The following is a 16,151-nucleotide window of genomic DNA, read 5'->3' as shown; positions in this document are numbered from 1 at the left end:
TGTCCTTCTTCACTCGGATCAAGGAAGTATTTATACAGCAAAAGAATTTCAAGCGTATGCCAAAGAAAACGGCATGATCACCAGCATGTCCCGGAGAGGAAATTGCCATGATAATGCCGTCATGGAAAGCTTCTTTGGTCATTTAAAAAGTGAAGCTTTCTATTCACAAAAGATAACAAAAGTATCCAACACAACTGTGCGAAAGATTGTGCTAGAATACATTCATTACTACAATTGTGTGCGAATTCAAGAAAAATTAAACCACCTATCCCCTAAAGAATTTAGGGAACAAGTGGTTTAGGTGTTTTGATTGGTGTCCCGTTTTCGGGGTTCACTTCAATTTCCTCAGTGGTTTTTCTTAACCAATAGCATGTAATACAAACATAGCTAAGAATAAGCATGTAATGATATACATAGATGGTGCGACTTCTTTACGCTTTCCAAGAGCAACTTTTAAGATAGGGTAAGCAATAAATCCGAACGCAATGCCATCAGCGATACTATATGTGAGCGGGATCATAACGATAATTAAGAATGCTGGAAATCCTTCTGAAAAGTCGTTCAGAGGAATTTGTTGAATGCTTGTAATCATCAGACCGCCAATAATAATTAAGATTGGTGCAATGGCACTATCAGGAATTAATTTGACAAACGGAAGAGCAAACAGTGATGCAAAGAATAGCAACCCAGTAACGATAGACGTCAGACCTGTCTTACCACCTGCAGTAATACCTGCGGCACTTTCTACTGTTGAAACGGTAGGGCTTGTGCCAAATAGACCACATGTCATTGCTGAAATTGCATTGGCTTGGTAAGCACGTGGGAATTTACGATCATCTTCTAATAAACCGTGCAGAAGTCCCATGTTCTCAAAAATAAGCACCATGCTTAAAGAGAATGTTGCAATCCAAAATGGTAAGGAAGAAAGTTTCCCAAATGACATAGCTCCAAACACATCACCATAATTAGCGAATGAGAATGAACTATTTCCCACTTGACTCGTATCCACAAGACCAAATAACCATGAGATACCAGTTCCTATTGCAATCGTCCATAAAAAGTTTCCACGTACGTTACGAATAAATAATACAAGTGCAATGATAAGAGTAAGTAATGTCGCAAGAACGACAGGATTACTTAATTTCCCCATTGCCACAGCAGTATTTGGGTTCGAAACGACTAAACCACCTTTTTGCAATCCGATAAACGCTAAAAATAATCCAATGCCGACAGTAATCGCTTCCTTTAATGACTTTGGAATTGATACTGATAGCACGCGAGCGATTGGTGTAAAAGCGGCAATTGCAAAAATAATACCAGAGATAAAGACAGCAGCTAATGCTTCTTGCCAAGTTAGTCCAAGCGTATGCACAGCTGTGTACGTGAAGAATGCATTTACACCCATACCAGGGACAAGAATAGCAGGTGCATTTGCCCAAAATGCCATGAGTAGACATCCGACAAATGAACTAAAAACAGTTGCTAAAATTCCAGCTTCAAGAGGAATGCCAGCATCTGATAAGATGGATGCATTTACAATCATAATATATACGATTGTGAAAAATGACGTAACTCCAGCTAAAACTTCTTGTTTTGGTGATGTTTCGTGTAAACCTAATTTAAATGTTCTTTCAAGTATTCCTTTCATGTTAAACCTTCTTTTTCATATCCCTCTCCCACCCGTGATATCTCTTTTGTAAGAGCTCACCGTCCTTTATTATATCAGAACATCATGTTTTTACAACAAGTAAAATGATAACGTTTACTTGTAAAGAGAATTCGTTATAAATACGTAAAAATAGCCCGTATGGATGAAATGATTTCTAATTCACCAGATTGAATGGGCGGGGCTGCTTGTGCATGTAAAGTAGCATAAGACGTAACCTCCCGTGGTAATTGGGCAGATTCTTCAACGAATGAGAGGGGAACAGGATTAATATTTAGATTATATGTACTCGCAATAGCGCGAGCTTTTTCTACTGCCTGGTGCAGAGCTTGAATGAGAGCTTGCTCATAATATTTATTTGGATGAGATACTCGGAAACGTAAACCTTTTGCTACATTTGCGCCATTTGATACGGCTATATCATATACTTCCCCAGCTTTTTGTACATTTAAAACGGTAATTTCATACAAATGCTCCACACGGTATCCTTGTAGCAATGCTTTATCATTTACATATTCGTATTGAGGAGTGATCGTATAAGAAATCGTTTCTATATCTTTATCGGCAATACCAAGCTGTTTAAGTGCATCCAGCAATTGTTTTGATTGTACTGCATTTTCTTCCTGCGCTTGTTTTACATTTTTACTATCAGTTCGAATGCCAAGCGTTAATATAACAACGTTTGGTTTTGCTTTGACAACGCCTTCGCCTTGTACAGTAATAGTAGCTTCTTTACCAGTATTAGCTGTGCGTACGTTGTGTAAATAAGGATTTATTCCACCCTGCATTTTCCATCACCATCCTTTTTATATGTATATGTGTGAACAAAAAAGAAATTTATATGAAAAAAGTTACATAAATGAGAATGTTGAGGAAAGAAATCATATACAATATAGGTATTTATAGATTATAATATGTGTAAATATGATAAAAAAGGGACGAGGCTATTGAACGAAAAAAGAGAAACGCTGATTTTAGATTTATCTGCATCATTTCGAAAAATGATACGTTTATTACAAAATGATATTAATACACGTTTTGCAGAACATATGCCATATAATGAATTTTCTGTATTACGTGCGTTATTTTTAAACAGTCCACAGATGGCTTCGCAAATTGCGAGTGAAGTAAACGTAACCTCCAGTCATATTACAGCTGTTACAGATCGACTTGTACGAAAAGGATTAGTAGAAAGAAAACGTTCTAATTCAGATCGTCGTATCGTGTACTTAGAAATTACAGAGCACGGAAGAGAAGTAACTGAAAAACTTGAAGCTGTGCGTAAAGAATATTATAAAGAGAGATTTAAAGGTTGGAGCGACCAAGAAATAGAAATGGTCTTAGAACTATTTGGCCGCGTATTATAATAAATGAGGATAGGAAGCGAAAGCATTCCTATCCTTTTTCTTTTGAATAAAAATATTTTGAAACTCCGATACTTTAATTAAAAGATCGGAGGAAAGATTATGAAATATATTGCTGCACTTACCATTTTATTTGGTAGTTTTTTCTATTTTCAAACATTCACGTATGCAGATACGCCTATCCAAGTGGTGCGAAAAGAAGTGAAGTACATTGAAACTGATAATACAGTTTTATATTCGAAATTATGGGTTCGTTCTATGCAAAACGCAGTATTATTCCACCATAGCGATAATATTCGTAATCGGGACACATTACGTAATGTAATAAGTTCATCGCTTGTTAAAGCGAAGCAACTATCTTTTCAGAAAGCAGCACTTTATATACCGAGACTATCGCAATACGTATCAAAAATAGGGAAAGAAAACATTCAAGTGTACTACATTGCGATTCACTATAATGTGAAAAAAGAAAATGCATATCAATTAGATGGTATGAACTATTTTCTACAAGTATTTGTAAAAGAGCGTGGGGAATGGAAAATTGCCGAAAGTGTAGTTGCACCGACAGAGCAAATTGTGCAAAATGGTGATGGATTTGGGATGAAAGAAGAGATGGTGTATGGGGATAGGAGAGAGAATGTGAAATAACCTCCTTATTTAGATAGGGATATATATAATAAAAAGCATTGCTCTTGTGCAATGCCTTTTTATTTAGTTCATATAAGAGTTAAATAATTCATAACATCTTTCTTTTGTCATTGTATGACTTTTTCGTCAGCTTCTATTAATGCCATTGTTCCGTGTTTATAGTTTCACATCTATAATGCTTTTTGAAACATGTATTCATCACCTTAATGTATGTTTATTTCCCTCTAAAAGCAAACTTCAATTTTAATAGACGTGTAAAAATGAAGTAACTTATGATAGCGAATAGGAAAAATCCAACATAATAAGGCAGAAGTGCATCTCGTCCGCCTAATATTCTACCGCCAAGCAGTCCGAAGCATAGAACAGTGCAAATCATGAACCATTTTTGCAAGTTGGGAAACAATAGTATTTTTCCGTTTTGTTCGTTCGGTGTACGTGTGTATAGAAAGGTTGCCATTGATAAAAAGATAATGATGTAAGCAAATGGTGTTAATAGTGTCCAAGGAGAAGGTACAGAAGTACGTTCCATTGGATTGTCCTGTGGTACACTAGAAAGTTTATTGCCATAGTCATCAAATGTTTCTATCGGGTGGTAATCATAAGTAATAGAAAAAGATTCTAATGGTGAAATGATATCTATATGTTGTAAGTACTCATGAGTACGTTGCTCTATTTCTCCTATTGCATCTAAAGACCATTGTGTATGGGAATAAATGAATCCGGAAATTAACAATCCAAAACCGTATGGTAAAAATAATAGAATGATAGTTAAACTACTTTGAGAGAATATATGTCCAGTAATGGTTCCGATAAATAAGGTGAATGTATAAATAGCGATAAGTACAACCGTAGCATATAGAAAGTAACTATAGAACGGAGTAAAGATTTGATGCTCATTGTGAAACGACATGTTCTTTATTCCGTACATGCTAATCCAGCAAACAATTTGCACTGTAATAATATTCAAAACACCAAGCCACCATTTTGTTAAAAAAATATCTTTTCGTTTAAAAGGCATCGAGAATAGAAAATCAGTTGATTGATTGTTACGTTCCCATCCGATTAAAAGACAAGCAAGTGCAATAAGAGTAACTCCTTGAAAGAGGACGGCACCATCAGATGCGTGAAAATAGTAGGAGTAGTAATATGCATAGTCATCAAACTTCATTTTTGATTGTTTTAGTTGCATTTGCGCTTCTTGATAATATTTATAAGGTAGTTGATATAAACTAATTAACCAAAATAATAGAATTATATATTTTCCTTGCTTCCATTGCCTTATCCATAAAGCTTTATGAAACATGCGAATCCTCCTCAAACGTTGTGATAAAAATATCTTCGAGCGACATGGCTAATTCCTCAATGAGCAGTGGCTGTTCTTTATGAAACTTTTCCAATGTAGCTGCGACATTTCCCTCAATTAAGATTGTATATACTTTTCCTGTTTGATTTAATATTTTAATATTGCTTAAGTTTTCTAGTTTTTGAGGCAATGAACGTTCGTAAGCGACTTGTATTTTAGCAAATTGTGATTTTGCATCGTCTAGTGACGTAATAGATGCTACAGTATGTCCTTTTAACATAATGATTGTATCTGCAATTTGTTCCACTTCATCTAAATGATGAGTTGAGATGAAAATGGTAATCTCTTTTTCTGCAACTTCTCCAACGAGAAACTGTAAAATTTGCCTTTTCACGATAGGATCAAGTCCATTTGTCGGTTCATCTAAAATGATATATTCTGCTTTTGTAGAAACAGCTAAAATGATGGCGAGCAGTGCTTTCATTCCTTTTGAATAGCTACGAATTCGTTTGTTTGGTAAGTTAAAACGTTCTAACAATTCATAGAAATGTGTTTCATCAAATGCGGCATAAACTTCTTTATAAAAATTTACAATTTCTTTTATCGTATAGCCGTTCAGTATATTGGTAGAATCAGGAACATATACGATTTTTTGCTTTATTTCAGGACACTGATGAATGTTTGTATCTTCATATGTAACGGTCCCTGCATCAGGGTCTAAAATACCGACCATCGTTCGCAATAAAGTTGTTTTCCCCGCACCGTTTCTTCCGAGTAATCCGATGATACTCCCTCTTTGCAATGTGAAAGAAACATCGTCTAAAATCGTTTGATTATCAATTGTTTTCTTCAAGCTTGTCACTTTCAGCATCTGTATTTCCTCCAATCTCTTTATAGTATGAATCTATCCAATCATGAATTTTATCTTTCGTAACACCAAGATAAGAGGCTTCTAATAGTAATTGATGAAATTGCTTTTCAACCATAGCGATTTTCCTTTCGTCTAATGTTGGGGTAATCGATTGGGATACAAATGTTCCTTTCCCTCGTAATGTTTCAATAATCCCTTGTCGCTCTAACTCTTGATACGCTTTACTCACTGTATTTGGATTTATAACGAGTAAAGAAGCGAGTTCGCGTACAGAAGGAAGTTTGTCACTTGGAGCTAACATGTTCTTCAATACGAGTTCTTTTATATTTTGAACAATTTGTTCCCATATCGGAGTGTTGCTTCTTGGATCAAGTTGAATATGCAAGAGCAATGTCTCCTTCCTTATATGTATTATGTGTACTACTGTGTGTAATACACTTAATACAATATAGGGGACGAATGTATTTGTCAACTGAAAATGTTAGAAAAATTTGGTATTAAAAAAAGATAAATTGGAAAAAATAGGTCTGATATAGAATGGAGGGTTAGTCATGAAGCGAGTTTTTGGAATACTTGTTTGTTTCATGTTATTGCTTTCTGGAACTTCAGTGAGTTTTGCACAATCTGAGAAAACGAAGCAGGAGAAAACAGAAGAAACAACGCCGAAGTTAGCGGAACAAGCGTCGTCAGCAATCGTAATTGAGCAAGATACAGGTAAAGTTTTATTTGATAAAAATCCAAATGAAAAATTACCACCTGCTAGTATGACAAAGATTATGACAATGCTTTTAATTATGGAACAAGTTGAAAAAGGAAAACTAAAACTGACCGATAAAGTTAGAGCGAGCGAACATGCAGCTTCAATGGGTGGATCGCAAATCTTTTTAGAACCTGGGGAAGAGATGACTGTAAATGAGATGTTAAAGGGTATTGCAATTGCATCTGGAAATGACGCATCTGTTGCAGTAGCCGAGCATATCGCAGGTTCAGAAGAAGGATTTGTAAATATGATGAACAAAAAGGCGAAAGATCTAGGGCTGAAAAATACACATTTTCAAAACCCAACAGGTCTTCCGGCCAAAGACCATTATTCGACAGCAAATGATATGGCTATAATGGCAAGAGAATTGATGAAGTATCCACTTATTCGTAAATACACAGGTAAGTACGAAGATTATTTACGTGAAGATACGGATAAAAAGTTTTGGCTCGTTAATACGAATAAGCTAGTACGTTTTTATCCTGGCGTAGATGGAGTAAAAACAGGTTTTACGACAGAAGCGAAATATTGTTTAACAGCATCGGCTGAAAAAAATGGCATGCGTATCATTTCAGTTGTCATGGGAGCACCAACATCAAAAGAACGGAACAACGAAGTGACGAAGCTTCTTGACTACGCATTTGGTCAATATATGACAAAGAAATTGTATACGCGCGGCGAAAAAATTAAGACAGTTCAAGTAGGGAAAGGGAAAAAAGAAAAAGTAGATTTAGTTGCATCAGATAATGTTTCTCTTCTTATGAAGAAGGGCGAGAATATGGACAAGGTAAAACAAGAAGTAATTGCTGAAAAGAAAGTAAAAGCACCGATTAAAAAAGGTGACGCGCTTGGTACACTTGTTATTAAAAAAGATAAGGATGTTTTATTAAAACAAACAATTGTAGCAAAAGAAGATGTTGCTGCAGCGAGCTGGTGGGAGTTATTTAAAAGAAGTTTTGGGATGTTTTCAACATCAAAATAGCGGCAAATATTTTGCCGCTTTTCTATTCGTATGTAGGTGAATAATGCTGAAAGGTTTCACTTTATGACGAAATAGTTCTTCTTTTGTCAGCAGGGAGGATTCTTATTTTGTATCACGAAAATCTTTATGTATGCGAATGAGTAAAGTTTGAGCATAAGGAGGAAATCGTGTGAGTCTTTCCATGCAATTAGAAGTAAAACGTGACGTCCTATGTGTGAGACTAGCGGGTGAATTAGATCATCATACGGCTGAAGAGTTGCGAACGAAAGTAACAGATATGATTGAGACACATGGTGTTCATCATATTGTTTTGAGCCTAGAGAACTTATCGTTTATGGATAGTTCTGGTCTAGGTGTTATATTAGGCCGATATAAACACGTAAAGGGATTAGGTGGAGAAATGGTTGTTTGTGCAATTTCACCGCCTGTTAAGCGTTTATTTGAAATGTCGGGCTTATTCAAAATTGTTCGCTTAGAAGAAAGTGAAGCGCACGCGCTCGCGACGTTGGGGGTGGCATAGGTGAGAAATGAAATGAACCTTCAATTTTCAGCATTAAGTCAAAATGAATCGTTCGCTCGCGTTACAGTGGCGGCTTTCATTGCACAACTAGATCCAACGATGGAAGAATTAACGGAGATTAAAACAGTTGTGTCAGAAGCGGTTACAAATGCAATTATTCATGGGTATGAAGGAAATGCAGAAGGTATTGTTTATATTTCTGTAATTTTGGAAGAAGCAATGGTGAAACTCACGATTCGAGATGAAGGGATTGGAATTTTTAACTTAGATGAAGCGAGACAACCCCTTTTTACAACTAAACCTGAATTAGAGCGTTCCGGAATGGGATTTACTATCATGGAAAATTTTATGGATGAAGTAGAAGTTATTTCAAACGAATCTTTCGGGACAACAATCCATTTGACAAAATACTTATCAAATAGTAACGCTCTATGCAATTAAGGAGAATAGCCTATGGACATAGAGGTCAAAAATGAGAAGAAGAAACCTCAGTTAAAGGACCACGAGCTAAAAGCGTTAATTCAAAAAAGTCAAGATGGAGATCAACAAGCGAGAGATACAATCGTTCAAAGTAATATGCGCCTCGTTTGGTCGGTTGTACAGCGGTTTCTTAATCGAGGATACGAACCAGACGATCTATTTCAAATTGGATGTATTGGGCTCTTGAAATCGGTAGATAAATTTGATTTATCTTTCGACGTGAAATTTTCAACATATGCAGTTCCAATGATTATTGGTGAAATACAACGTTTCTTACGTGATGATGGATCAGTGAAAGTTAGTAGGTCTTTAAAAGAAACAGGAAACAAAATTCGAAAGATGAGAGATGAGCTTTCGAAAGAATTCGGAAGGGCTCCAACGATTAATGAAGTGGCAGAGGCACTAGAACTAACGCCAGAGGAAGTTGTTCTAGCACAAGAAGCGAGCCGGGCCCCTTCGTCTATACATGAAACTGTATATGAAAACGATGGAGATCCAATCACTATTTTAGATCAAATTGCAGATCAATCTGAAACGAAATGGTTCGATAAAATTGCTTTAAAAGAAGCGATTAGAGAACTAGATGAACGAGAGCGCTTAATTGTATACTTGCGTTACTATAAAGATCAAACACAGTCAGAAGTAGCAGAGCGCATAGGCATTTCGCAAGTACAAGTTTCAAGACTTGAAAAGAAAATATTAAAACAGATGAAAGATCGAATAGACGAATAATTGTCTATTCGATTTTTTTATGCCGTTAATAGGAGAGAGATGTTAATTTTCGCAAAAATTAACAGAATTTATTGATAATTTAGTCAATTTAAAATATAATCCAAGTATGAACTTGTCATAAAGGGGGAAGGAAACATGGAAACGAGGCAACAATGGGGAACGAGAGCTGGATTTATTTTTGCAGCGGTCGGATCTGCCGTTGGATTAGGAAACATATGGCGTTTTCCTTATACAGCGTATGAAAATGGAGGCGGGGCATTCTTTTTACCGTACTTATTTGCATTATTAACGACGGGTATTTCATTGTTAGCATTTGAGTTTGCTCTTGGTCATCGTCATCGTGGCTCAGCACCACTTACATTTTTCCGTATTAGCCCGCGTGCCGAATTTATTGGATGGTGGCAAATGTGCGTAACATTTATCGTTTCAACATATTATGCAGTGATTATTGCTTGGTCTATATCGTATACATACTTTGCAATTACTGGAGCATGGGGAAAAGACACGCAATCATTTTTATTTAAAGAGTACTTACATGTTGCAGATAAGCCAGGGCAATTTGGAGGACTTGTACCGGAAGTATTAATTCCATTAGCTCTCGTTTGGATTATTGTGCTTGGCGTTGCATTTAAAGGAGTTAAAAAAGGAATAGAAGTTGTTAACCGTATATTTATTCCTTTATTAGTTGTTATGTTCCTTATTATCGTCGTTCGTGCAGTGACGATGGAAGGTGCTATGCAAGGACTAGATGCATTCTTTAAACCAGATTGGAGTCGTATTTTTGATGGGAAAGTATGGCTTGCTGCTTATGGTCAAATATTCTTTAGTTTATCTTTAGCATTTGGAATTATGATTACGTATTCTAGTTATTTACCGAAAAACTCGGATACAACAAATAATGCCTTTATTACTGGATTTGCAAACTCAGGATTTGAATTATTAGCGGGTATTGGGGTCTTTGCAGCTCTTGGATTTATGGCGAATAATATGGGAGTACCGGTTGATAAAGTAGCAAGTGCTGGCGTTGGGCTTGCGTTCGTAGTATTTCCGCAAATTATTAATGAATTGCCGATGTCACCGTTGTTTGGTGTATTATTTTTCTTATCGTTAACGGTTGCTGGAATCACATCACTTATTTCACTCGCGGAAGTATGTTTTGCCGCTGTATCTGAAAAATTCAGTTTAAGTCGGGAAAAAACCATTGGAATTATGGGAACCCTTCTCGTGTTAGTTTCTCTTGTATTTGCAACACGTGGTGGGCTTATGTTCTTAGATGTTGTCGACTATTTCGCTAATAATTTCGGATTAATTACAATTGCACTTGCGGAAGTAGTGACGATAGGGCTCATTTTACGTCGTTTACCAGTTTATCAAAATCATGCAAACTTTGTATCTGATATTAAATTAGGAACGTTTTGGAGAGTAAGTTTACTCGTTATTACTCCGCTTATGTTAGGGTATATGCTAATTGATGGTACAATCCAAAACATTAAAAAGAATTATGGAGATTATCCGACTGAGTTTGTTGTAACGTATGGTTGGTCGATAGCAGCAGCCTTCCTTATCGTTGCGCTAATTATTAGTCTAAAGAAATGGAATGCACAAATACATTCGGATTCTGCCAAGCTTGAAAAAGAATGGAAAGATCGAGGTGTTTCATAATGAGTGGCTCAGCAATTATGATGATGGTTATTGGAATAGTAGTCATTTGGGGAGGGCTTGCATTAAGTATTGCAAACTTATTTAAGAAAAAGGCATAAGTAAAAAACATCTGTACCGAAATGGTGCGGATGTGTTTTTATGAAAAAATTGTATTAGAAAAAAATTCAATAACCATACTACAACTACGAGGAAGAGTGAAGGGGTGAATGAAAGTTGGAACAAACGATTTATATTAAAATGCGCAATCGTTTAAAAGTTTCTCCTACTTATGAAGTAAAGCTGGGCGATGTTGCTCAACTTGCCGGAGATTCTTCCGTAGTTGAGTTGTTACAAAATGAGATAGTTTACAAAATAACAGCGCATGATAAGACGCATGTTGTAATTGATGTTATGAAAGTAATTGAGATTATTCAACAGAAAGCATCTCATGTACAAATTAATTTACTCGGTTCGGGACAAACTCTTGTTGAAATTATATACGAAAAAAAGAAGGCGCATCCAGTTTTTTTCGGGCTTGTATGGCTGTTACTTTTCATTGGAGCGGCCCTTGCGATCATTTATTTCCATGAAGATGTAAGTATGCAACAAGTACATCAACGGTTATATTACATGATTACTGGAGAATTTAATGCGCAACCACTTTTATTTCAAATTCCTTATTCTTTAGGTCTTGGCTTAGGGATGGTTTTATTCTTTAATCATGTATTTCAAAAGCGAATTAATGAAGAGCCAAGTCCGCTAGAAGTTGAGATGTTTCAATACCAACAGTCACTTGATCAATATGTAATCGTTAATGAAAACAAGGATAATATGAAACAACTTACCGATGATTGAGTCTGGATTTGTTATTTTAATTGGTTTAGCTGGAGGGATTGCGGTAGGTAGCGGATATGTCGCATTTTTAGCTGTACTTGGTATAATCCCCCGTTTAGCCCAATTAACGAGAAGTGGAAAGCATATTCAATATTTTGAGTGGGCAGTCATTGCAGGTACTTTAACAGGGGCTTGGTGCAGTTTGAAAAACATTACATTTCAAACGTCGCAATATTGGCTCGTTATATTAGGGATATTTTGTGGCACGTTCATTGGAATGCTTGCTGCAGCATTAACAGAGGTGTTAAATGTTCTACCTATTTTAGCGAAACGAGTAGGGGTAGAGGGGAAGATTGTTGTTTTACTCGTTGCTCTTGTACTTGGGAAAGTAATAGGCTCGTTGTTTCACTGGATTTATTTCGTAAAGTAGGAGGCAGTATATAAATGACAAGTCAGAAATTGAAGGATGATTACATAAATAAAGTGAAGGAGTATCATCCAAAGCCAAACTATTTACTAAATTGTATCAAAGCATTTCTTGTAGGTGGACTCATTTGTACAGTTGGAGAAGTATTGATGAAATTTTATATACATTATTTTCACTTCAGTGAACAAGAGGCAGGAAACCCCACTGTTGCAACTCTTGTTTTATTATCCGCGATTTTAACAGGGTGTGGTGTATATGATAAAATCGGTCAATTTGCTGGAGCAGGATCAGCGGTACCGGTGACAGGATTTGCAAATTCTATGGCGAGTGCTGCCTTAGAGCATAAGAGCGAAGGGGTTGTTCTAGGGATTGCTACAAATATGTTTAAACTGGCAGGAAGTGTAATTGTATTTGGGGTTGTTGGTGCATATATCATTGGGTTAATAAGGTATACCTTTAAAGTTTTTATGTCTTAAAGGAGGGGCTAGTATGAGGTTAACCGGAAAACAAACGTGGGTATTTCAAAATGATATATATGTGAATGCAACGGGTACTGCTGTCGGTCCGAAAGAAGCTGAGGGCCCTCTTGGAAAAGATTTTGATATTTCATACGATGACTTGCATTGTGGAGAGGAAAATTGGGAGCTCGCCGAACGAAGATTAATGTCAGACTCAATTCAACAAGCAGTGCAAAAAGGGAATATAAAAACATCGCAAATTGATTTCTTTTTAGCGGGAGATTTATTAAATCAAACAGTGACAGCAAATTATGTTGCGCGTAAGTGGGGCATTCCTTTTTTAGGAATGTTTAGCGCTTGTGCGACGTCTATGGAGACTTTAGCAGTTGGCTCAGCTTTTATAGACGGTGGATTTGCAAATCGTGTCTTAGCTACAGTAAGTAGTCATAATGCAACGGCTGAAAGACAATTTCGCTATCCAACAGAGTATGGTGGGCAAAAGCCAGGGACAGCAAATTCAACTGTGACTGGTGCAGGATCTATATTAATTAGCAATGAAAAAAGTGCAATTAAAATTACGGCGGCTACAATCGGAAAAGTGCAAGATTTAGGAATCACAAATCCTTTGGATATGGGGGCAGCGATGGCTCCAGCAGCAGCTCATACAATTCAACAGCATTTTGAAGATTTAAGAAGAAGTGCCGATGATTATGATTTGATTGTTACGGGTGATTTATCAGCTGTTGGGACGCCGATTGCAAAACAACTTTTACTTGAGGAAGGTTACGATCTTGGGCATATATACAATGATTGCGGATTGATGATTTATGAATCAAGTCAAGAAGAAGTGTTTGCAGGTGGTAGTGGTTGCGCTTGTTCAGCAGTTGTCACATATGGCCATTTATTACACGAGATGCAAAAAGGGAATTTACAACGAATTTTTGTCGTTGCCACTGGCGCATTATTAAGCCCGATGATGATGCAACAGAAAGAAACGATTCCAACAATTGCACATGGTGTCGTATTTGAAAGAGTTAAAGGAGAGTGAATTGTGGATTTTATATATGCATTTCTTGTAGGTGGAGCTATTTGTGTAATTGGGCAGCTATTGTTAGATTTCGCAAAGTTAACACCAGCTCATTTAATGGCAACTTTTGTAGTCATCGGAGCAATTTTAGATGGATTTGGATTGTACGATAAACTAATAAAGTTTGCAGGTGCTGGAGCAACAGTCCCTATTACAAGTTTTGGACATTCACTATTGCACGGAGCAATGCATGCAGCAGAAAAACATGGATATTTAGGAATTGGTATTGGCATGTTTAGTTTAACATCTGCGGGCATTTCCGCAGCGATATTGTTTTCGTTTTTTATAGCACTTATATGTAAACCGAAAGGATAAATCAAATGAGACGAAGGGTTGTTTTGGTCACAGATGGAGATGAATATGCAAAGCGGACAATTGAGCTTTTAACAAAGGAATTTGGGGGAAGGTGTATTTCAGCATCACAAAGTAATCCAACCAAATTGACAGGGAAAAGAGTTGTTGAGCTTATTATGCAAACGCCATATGACCCTGTATTTGTCATGTTTGATGACAGTGGATTTATTGGAGAAGGATCTGGTGAGAAGGCTTTAAAATATGTGGCTACCCATAAACAAATTGATGTGCTCGGAATTTTAGCAGTAGCGTCTAATACGCATCGTTGGGAATGGGCACGTGTAGATGTAAGTGTAGATCGGAATGGGAATTTAACCGAATACGGTGTTGATAAATTTGGACTTCCAGATGGTGAAATTGGCAGGATTAGTGGAGATACAATATATTGCTTAGACGATTTAAATGTTCCTGTCATTGTTGGAGTTGGTGATATTGGTAAAATGTGCGGGAATGATGAATGGGAGAGAGGGTCACCTATTACTAGAAAAGCGATTCAATTAATTTTGGAAAGGAGTGGTTTTTATGACGAAGCCTAAAAAAGTGGATATCCCTATATCAACTTTCATAAGTGACAATGAAAATTATTTAAAGCAGACAGTTGGACTAGGCGTTACATACGATGTTGGCATTCGTAAATTTCAAATTTTGAATAAAGAAATTGGTGTGTTATTTGTAAACGGACTTTGTGATACAAATTATATTATCCCTATTTTAGAAGAAGCGGTGGATACAAATGAGATAAGGGATGTAGAAGAAGATACAGTGAAGCTTTTAGAGAATCGCTTAATCCATCAACAAGTAAGCAAAGTGAAAACGATGGATGAGGTAATGCTCCAAGTATTATCAGGACTCATTGTGATATTTGTGGAAGGTGAAACGGAAGCGTTCGCGATCGATGTTCGTAGTTATCCAGGGCGAACACCGACAGAACCAGATACCGAAAAGGTAGTACGCGGCGCGAGAGATGGATTTGTTGAAAATATCGTTGTAAATACAGCATTAATTCGTAGAAGAATTCGAGATCCACGTCTTCGAAATGAAATTATTCGAGTAGGAGATAGATCACAAACGGATATTTGTATTACATACGTTCAAGATGTTGCAAACCCAGACTTAGTAAAGATTATAAAACAAGAATTAAATAACATCGATGTAGATGGAATTACGATGGCGGATAAAACAGTAGAAGAATTTGTTGTAAAGCAAAGCTATAACCCATTCCCACTTATTCGATATACAGAAAGGCCAGATGTAGCAGCAAATCATCTACTAGAAGGGCATGTGTTAGTACTCGTTGACACATCACCAAGTGCTATGATTACACCGACAACATATTTTCATCATTTACAGCATGCAGAAGAGTTTAGACAAAATCCAGCTGTCGGTACATTTTTACGCTGGGTGCGCTTTTTAGGTGTTATATTCTCGTTATTTTTATTACCATTTTGGTTAGTGTTTGTATTTGATCCAACTCTTTTGCCACCAAATCTTGCTTTTATTGGACCGACTAAGATGACACATTTACCAATTTTATTACAGGTGTTAATGGCAGAGGTCGGACTTGAGTTTTTAAGGATGGCAGCTATTCATACTCCAACGCCGCTATCGTCTGCAGCAGGGTTGATTTCCGCTATATTAATTGGGCAAATTGCAATTGATGTAGGTTTGTTTGTGCCAGAAGTAATTTTGTATGTAGCGGTTTCAATGATTGGTGCATATGCAACACCGAGTTATGAATTGGGACTCGGAAATAAGGTTGGGAAATTGTTTGTTATTATTTTAACAGGTCTCTTCCATGAGATGGGATTTGTAATTGGTATGACGATATTAATTTTATTTTTAACGTCTATAAAAAGTTTACAAACACCTTATTTATGGCCGTTTTTACCATTTGATTGGGGCGCATTAACAAAAATTTTACTCCGTCCAACAATGTCTAGTTTAAAAGTACGACCAAGTATAGTAAGACCTCAAAATGTAAAAAGACAAAAATAAACGGGATTATGTACCCGTTTATTTTTTTT

Annotated in this window: 21 protein-coding genes; 16 read left to right on the top strand and 5 right to left on the bottom strand. The window is 36.6% G+C overall.

Annotated elements, in window-relative coordinates:
• The coding region (locus C4S65_RS20750) for an IS3 family transposase (RefSeq protein ID WP_142391558.1) at positions 1-301 on the top strand (301 nt) is incomplete at its 5' end.
• 57 nt (positions 302-358) lie between these two features.
• Here C4S65_RS20750 and C4S65_RS20745 read toward each other — a convergent pair.
• Both C4S65_RS20745 and C4S65_RS20740 read right to left on the bottom strand, forming a co-directional pair.
• A complete protein-coding gene (locus C4S65_RS20745; protein ID WP_086407651.1) occupies positions 359-1,648 on the bottom strand; it encodes an NCS2 family permease in 1,290 nt (429 codons plus the stop codon).
• Between the two features lie 134 nt (positions 1,649-1,782).
• Positions 1,783-2,454, bottom strand: coding sequence for an SIMPL domain-containing protein (locus C4S65_RS20740; protein ID WP_061666330.1), 672 nt, complete (start codon positions 2,452-2,454; stop codon positions 1,783-1,785).
• Between the two features lie 159 nt (positions 2,455-2,613).
• On the opposite strand from C4S65_RS20740, the gene C4S65_RS20735 reads away from it, so the two are divergent.
• Complete coding sequence (locus C4S65_RS20735; protein WP_001003307.1) at positions 2,614-3,033, top strand: MarR family transcriptional regulator; 420 nt, start codon at positions 2,614-2,616, stop codon at positions 3,031-3,033.
• 99 nt (positions 3,034-3,132) lie between these two features.
• A complete protein-coding gene (locus C4S65_RS20730; protein WP_061666331.1) occupies positions 3,133-3,678 on the top strand; it encodes a hypothetical protein in 546 nt (181 codons plus the stop codon).
• Between the two features lie 214 nt (positions 3,679-3,892).
• On the opposite strand, the gene C4S65_RS20725 is transcribed toward C4S65_RS20730, so the two are convergent.
• Genes C4S65_RS20725 through C4S65_RS20715 form a run of 3 tightly spaced genes read right to left on the bottom strand, consistent with a single transcriptional unit; the run spans position 3,893 to position 6,237 of the window.
• The gene (locus C4S65_RS20725) at positions 3,893-4,981 is read right to left on the bottom strand and encodes an ABC transporter permease subunit (protein WP_086407650.1); all 1,089 of its coding nucleotides are present in this window, start codon (positions 4,979-4,981) and stop codon (positions 3,893-3,895) included.
• Positions 4,971-5,852 (bottom strand): ABC transporter ATP-binding protein, encoded by an 882-nt coding sequence (locus tag C4S65_RS20720; RefSeq protein ID WP_061666333.1) that lies wholly within the window; start codon positions 5,850-5,852, stop codon positions 4,971-4,973. Before C4S65_RS20720 ends, C4S65_RS20725 begins: the two co-directional genes overlap by 11 nt.
• On the bottom strand, positions 5,818-6,237 hold the full coding sequence (locus tag C4S65_RS20715) for a GntR family transcriptional regulator (protein WP_000548040.1): 420 nt from the start codon (positions 6,235-6,237) through the stop codon (positions 5,818-5,820). The genes C4S65_RS20720 and C4S65_RS20715 overlap by 35 nt, the downstream gene beginning before the upstream one ends.
• Positions 6,238-6,403: 166 nt before the next feature.
• On the opposite strand from C4S65_RS20715, the gene dacF reads away from it, so the two are divergent.
• The 13 genes from dacF (at position 6,404) to spoVAF (ending at position 16,122) form a co-directional block, all read left to right on the top strand.
• Entirely contained in the window at positions 6,404-7,594 is a 1,191-nt protein-coding gene (dacF, locus tag C4S65_RS20705; RefSeq protein ID WP_086407649.1) for a serine-type D-Ala-D-Ala carboxypeptidase DacF, read from the top strand.
• 169 nt (positions 7,595-7,763) lie between these two features.
• Positions 7,764-8,114: an anti-sigma F factor antagonist gene (gene spoIIAA, locus C4S65_RS20700; protein WP_000059133.1), complete on the top strand. Its 351-nt coding sequence runs from the start codon at positions 7,764-7,766 to the stop codon at positions 8,112-8,114.
• A complete protein-coding gene (gene spoIIAB, locus C4S65_RS20695; protein WP_001243398.1) occupies positions 8,115-8,555 on the top strand; it encodes an anti-sigma F factor in 441 nt (146 codons plus the stop codon).
• A 12-nt stretch (positions 8,556-8,567) separates the two neighbouring features.
• Positions 8,568-9,326, top strand: a complete 759-nt coding sequence (gene sigF, locus C4S65_RS20690; protein ID WP_000350729.1) for an RNA polymerase sporulation sigma factor SigF — start codon at positions 8,568-8,570, stop codon at positions 9,324-9,326.
• Positions 9,327-9,461: 135 nt separating this feature from the next.
• On the top strand, positions 9,462-10,988 hold the full coding sequence (locus C4S65_RS20685; protein ID WP_000450089.1) for a sodium-dependent transporter: 1,527 nt from the start codon (positions 9,462-9,464) through the stop codon (positions 10,986-10,988).
• Positions 10,988-11,086, top strand: a complete 99-nt coding sequence (locus C4S65_RS20680) for a methionine/alanine import family NSS transporter small subunit (RefSeq protein ID WP_000016826.1) — start codon at positions 10,988-10,990, stop codon at positions 11,084-11,086. The genes C4S65_RS20685 and C4S65_RS20680 overlap by 1 nt, the downstream gene beginning before the upstream one ends.
• A 115-nt stretch (positions 11,087-11,201) precedes the next feature.
• Complete coding sequence (locus C4S65_RS20675; protein ID WP_061666334.1) at positions 11,202-11,822, top strand: stage V sporulation protein AA; 621 nt, start codon at positions 11,202-11,204, stop codon at positions 11,820-11,822.
• Positions 11,815-12,231, top strand: a complete 417-nt coding sequence (gene spoVAB / locus C4S65_RS20670) for a stage V sporulation protein SpoVAB (RefSeq protein ID WP_000572939.1) — start codon at positions 11,815-11,817, stop codon at positions 12,229-12,231. Before C4S65_RS20675 ends, spoVAB begins: the two co-directional genes overlap by 8 nt.
• A gap of 14 nt (positions 12,232-12,245) precedes the next feature.
• The gene (spoVAC, locus tag C4S65_RS20665; RefSeq protein ID WP_061666335.1) at positions 12,246-12,704 is read left to right on the top strand and encodes a stage V sporulation protein AC; all 459 of its coding nucleotides are present in this window, start codon (positions 12,246-12,248) and stop codon (positions 12,702-12,704) included.
• Positions 12,705-12,717: 13 nt separating this feature from the next.
• On the top strand, positions 12,718-13,734 hold the full coding sequence (gene spoVAD, locus C4S65_RS20660; RefSeq protein WP_001241139.1) for a stage V sporulation protein AD: 1,017 nt from the start codon (positions 12,718-12,720) through the stop codon (positions 13,732-13,734).
• Between the two features lie 3 nt (positions 13,735-13,737).
• A complete protein-coding gene (spoVAE, locus tag C4S65_RS20655; protein WP_000345907.1) occupies positions 13,738-14,088 on the top strand; it encodes a stage V sporulation protein AE in 351 nt (116 codons plus the stop codon).
• A gap of 5 nt (positions 14,089-14,093) precedes the next feature.
• Positions 14,094-14,663 carry a stage V sporulation protein AE gene (locus C4S65_RS20650; RefSeq protein ID WP_086407646.1) on the top strand — a complete coding sequence of 190 codons (570 nt, stop codon included), beginning with the start codon at positions 14,094-14,096 and terminating at the stop codon, positions 14,661-14,663.
• A complete protein-coding gene (spoVAF, locus tag C4S65_RS20645; RefSeq protein ID WP_000165594.1) occupies positions 14,650-16,122 on the top strand; it encodes a spore germination protein SpoVAF in 1,473 nt (490 codons plus the stop codon). Before C4S65_RS20650 ends, spoVAF begins: the two co-directional genes overlap by 14 nt.
• Positions 16,123-16,151 lie beyond the last annotated feature (29 nt).

Source organism: Bacillus sp. ok061 (assembly GCF_900108285.1).
GTDB lineage: Bacteria > Bacillota > Bacilli > Bacillales > Bacillaceae_G > Bacillus_A > Bacillus_A thuringiensis_S.
This window is presented reverse-complemented; position numbering and strand designations above follow the sequence as displayed.

What these genes read in the sequence shown, in the direction of transcription:
- spoVAD (WP_001241139.1), top strand. Translation starts at nt 12,718, where the DNA reads ATGAGGTTAACCGGAAAACAAACGTGGGTATTTCAAAATGATATATAT.
- C4S65_RS20720 (WP_061666333.1), bottom strand. Translation starts at nt 5,852, where the DNA reads ATGCTGAAAGTGACAAGCTTGAAGAAAACAATTGATAATCAAACGATT.
- spoVAC (WP_061666335.1), top strand. Translation starts at nt 12,246, where the DNA reads ATGACAAGTCAGAAATTGAAGGATGATTACATAAATAAAGTGAAGGAG.
- C4S65_RS20740 (WP_061666330.1), bottom strand. Translation starts at nt 2,454, where the DNA reads ATGCAGGGTGGAATAAATCCTTATTTACACAACGTACGCACAGCTAAT.
- dacF (WP_086407649.1), top strand. Translation starts at nt 6,404, where the DNA reads ATGAAGCGAGTTTTTGGAATACTTGTTTGTTTCATGTTATTGCTTTCT.
- spoVAB (WP_000572939.1), top strand. Translation starts at nt 11,815, where the DNA reads ATGATTGAGTCTGGATTTGTTATTTTAATTGGTTTAGCTGGAGGGATT.
- C4S65_RS20680 (WP_000016826.1), top strand. Translation starts at nt 10,988, where the DNA reads ATGAGTGGCTCAGCAATTATGATGATGGTTATTGGAATAGTAGTCATT.
- C4S65_RS20650 (WP_086407646.1), top strand. Translation starts at nt 14,094, where the DNA reads ATGAGACGAAGGGTTGTTTTGGTCACAGATGGAGATGAATATGCAAAG.
- spoVAF (WP_000165594.1), top strand. Translation starts at nt 14,650, where the DNA reads ATGACGAAGCCTAAAAAAGTGGATATCCCTATATCAACTTTCATAAGT.
- C4S65_RS20745 (WP_086407651.1), bottom strand. Translation starts at nt 1,648, where the DNA reads ATGAAAGGAATACTTGAAAGAACATTTAAATTAGGTTTACACGAAACA.
- sigF (WP_000350729.1), top strand. Translation starts at nt 8,568, where the DNA reads ATGGACATAGAGGTCAAAAATGAGAAGAAGAAACCTCAGTTAAAGGAC.
- C4S65_RS20730 (WP_061666331.1), top strand. Translation starts at nt 3,133, where the DNA reads ATGAAATATATTGCTGCACTTACCATTTTATTTGGTAGTTTTTTCTAT.
- C4S65_RS20725 (WP_086407650.1), bottom strand. Translation starts at nt 4,981, where the DNA reads ATGTTTCATAAAGCTTTATGGATAAGGCAATGGAAGCAAGGAAAATAT.
- C4S65_RS20685 (WP_000450089.1), top strand. Translation starts at nt 9,462, where the DNA reads ATGGAAACGAGGCAACAATGGGGAACGAGAGCTGGATTTATTTTTGCA.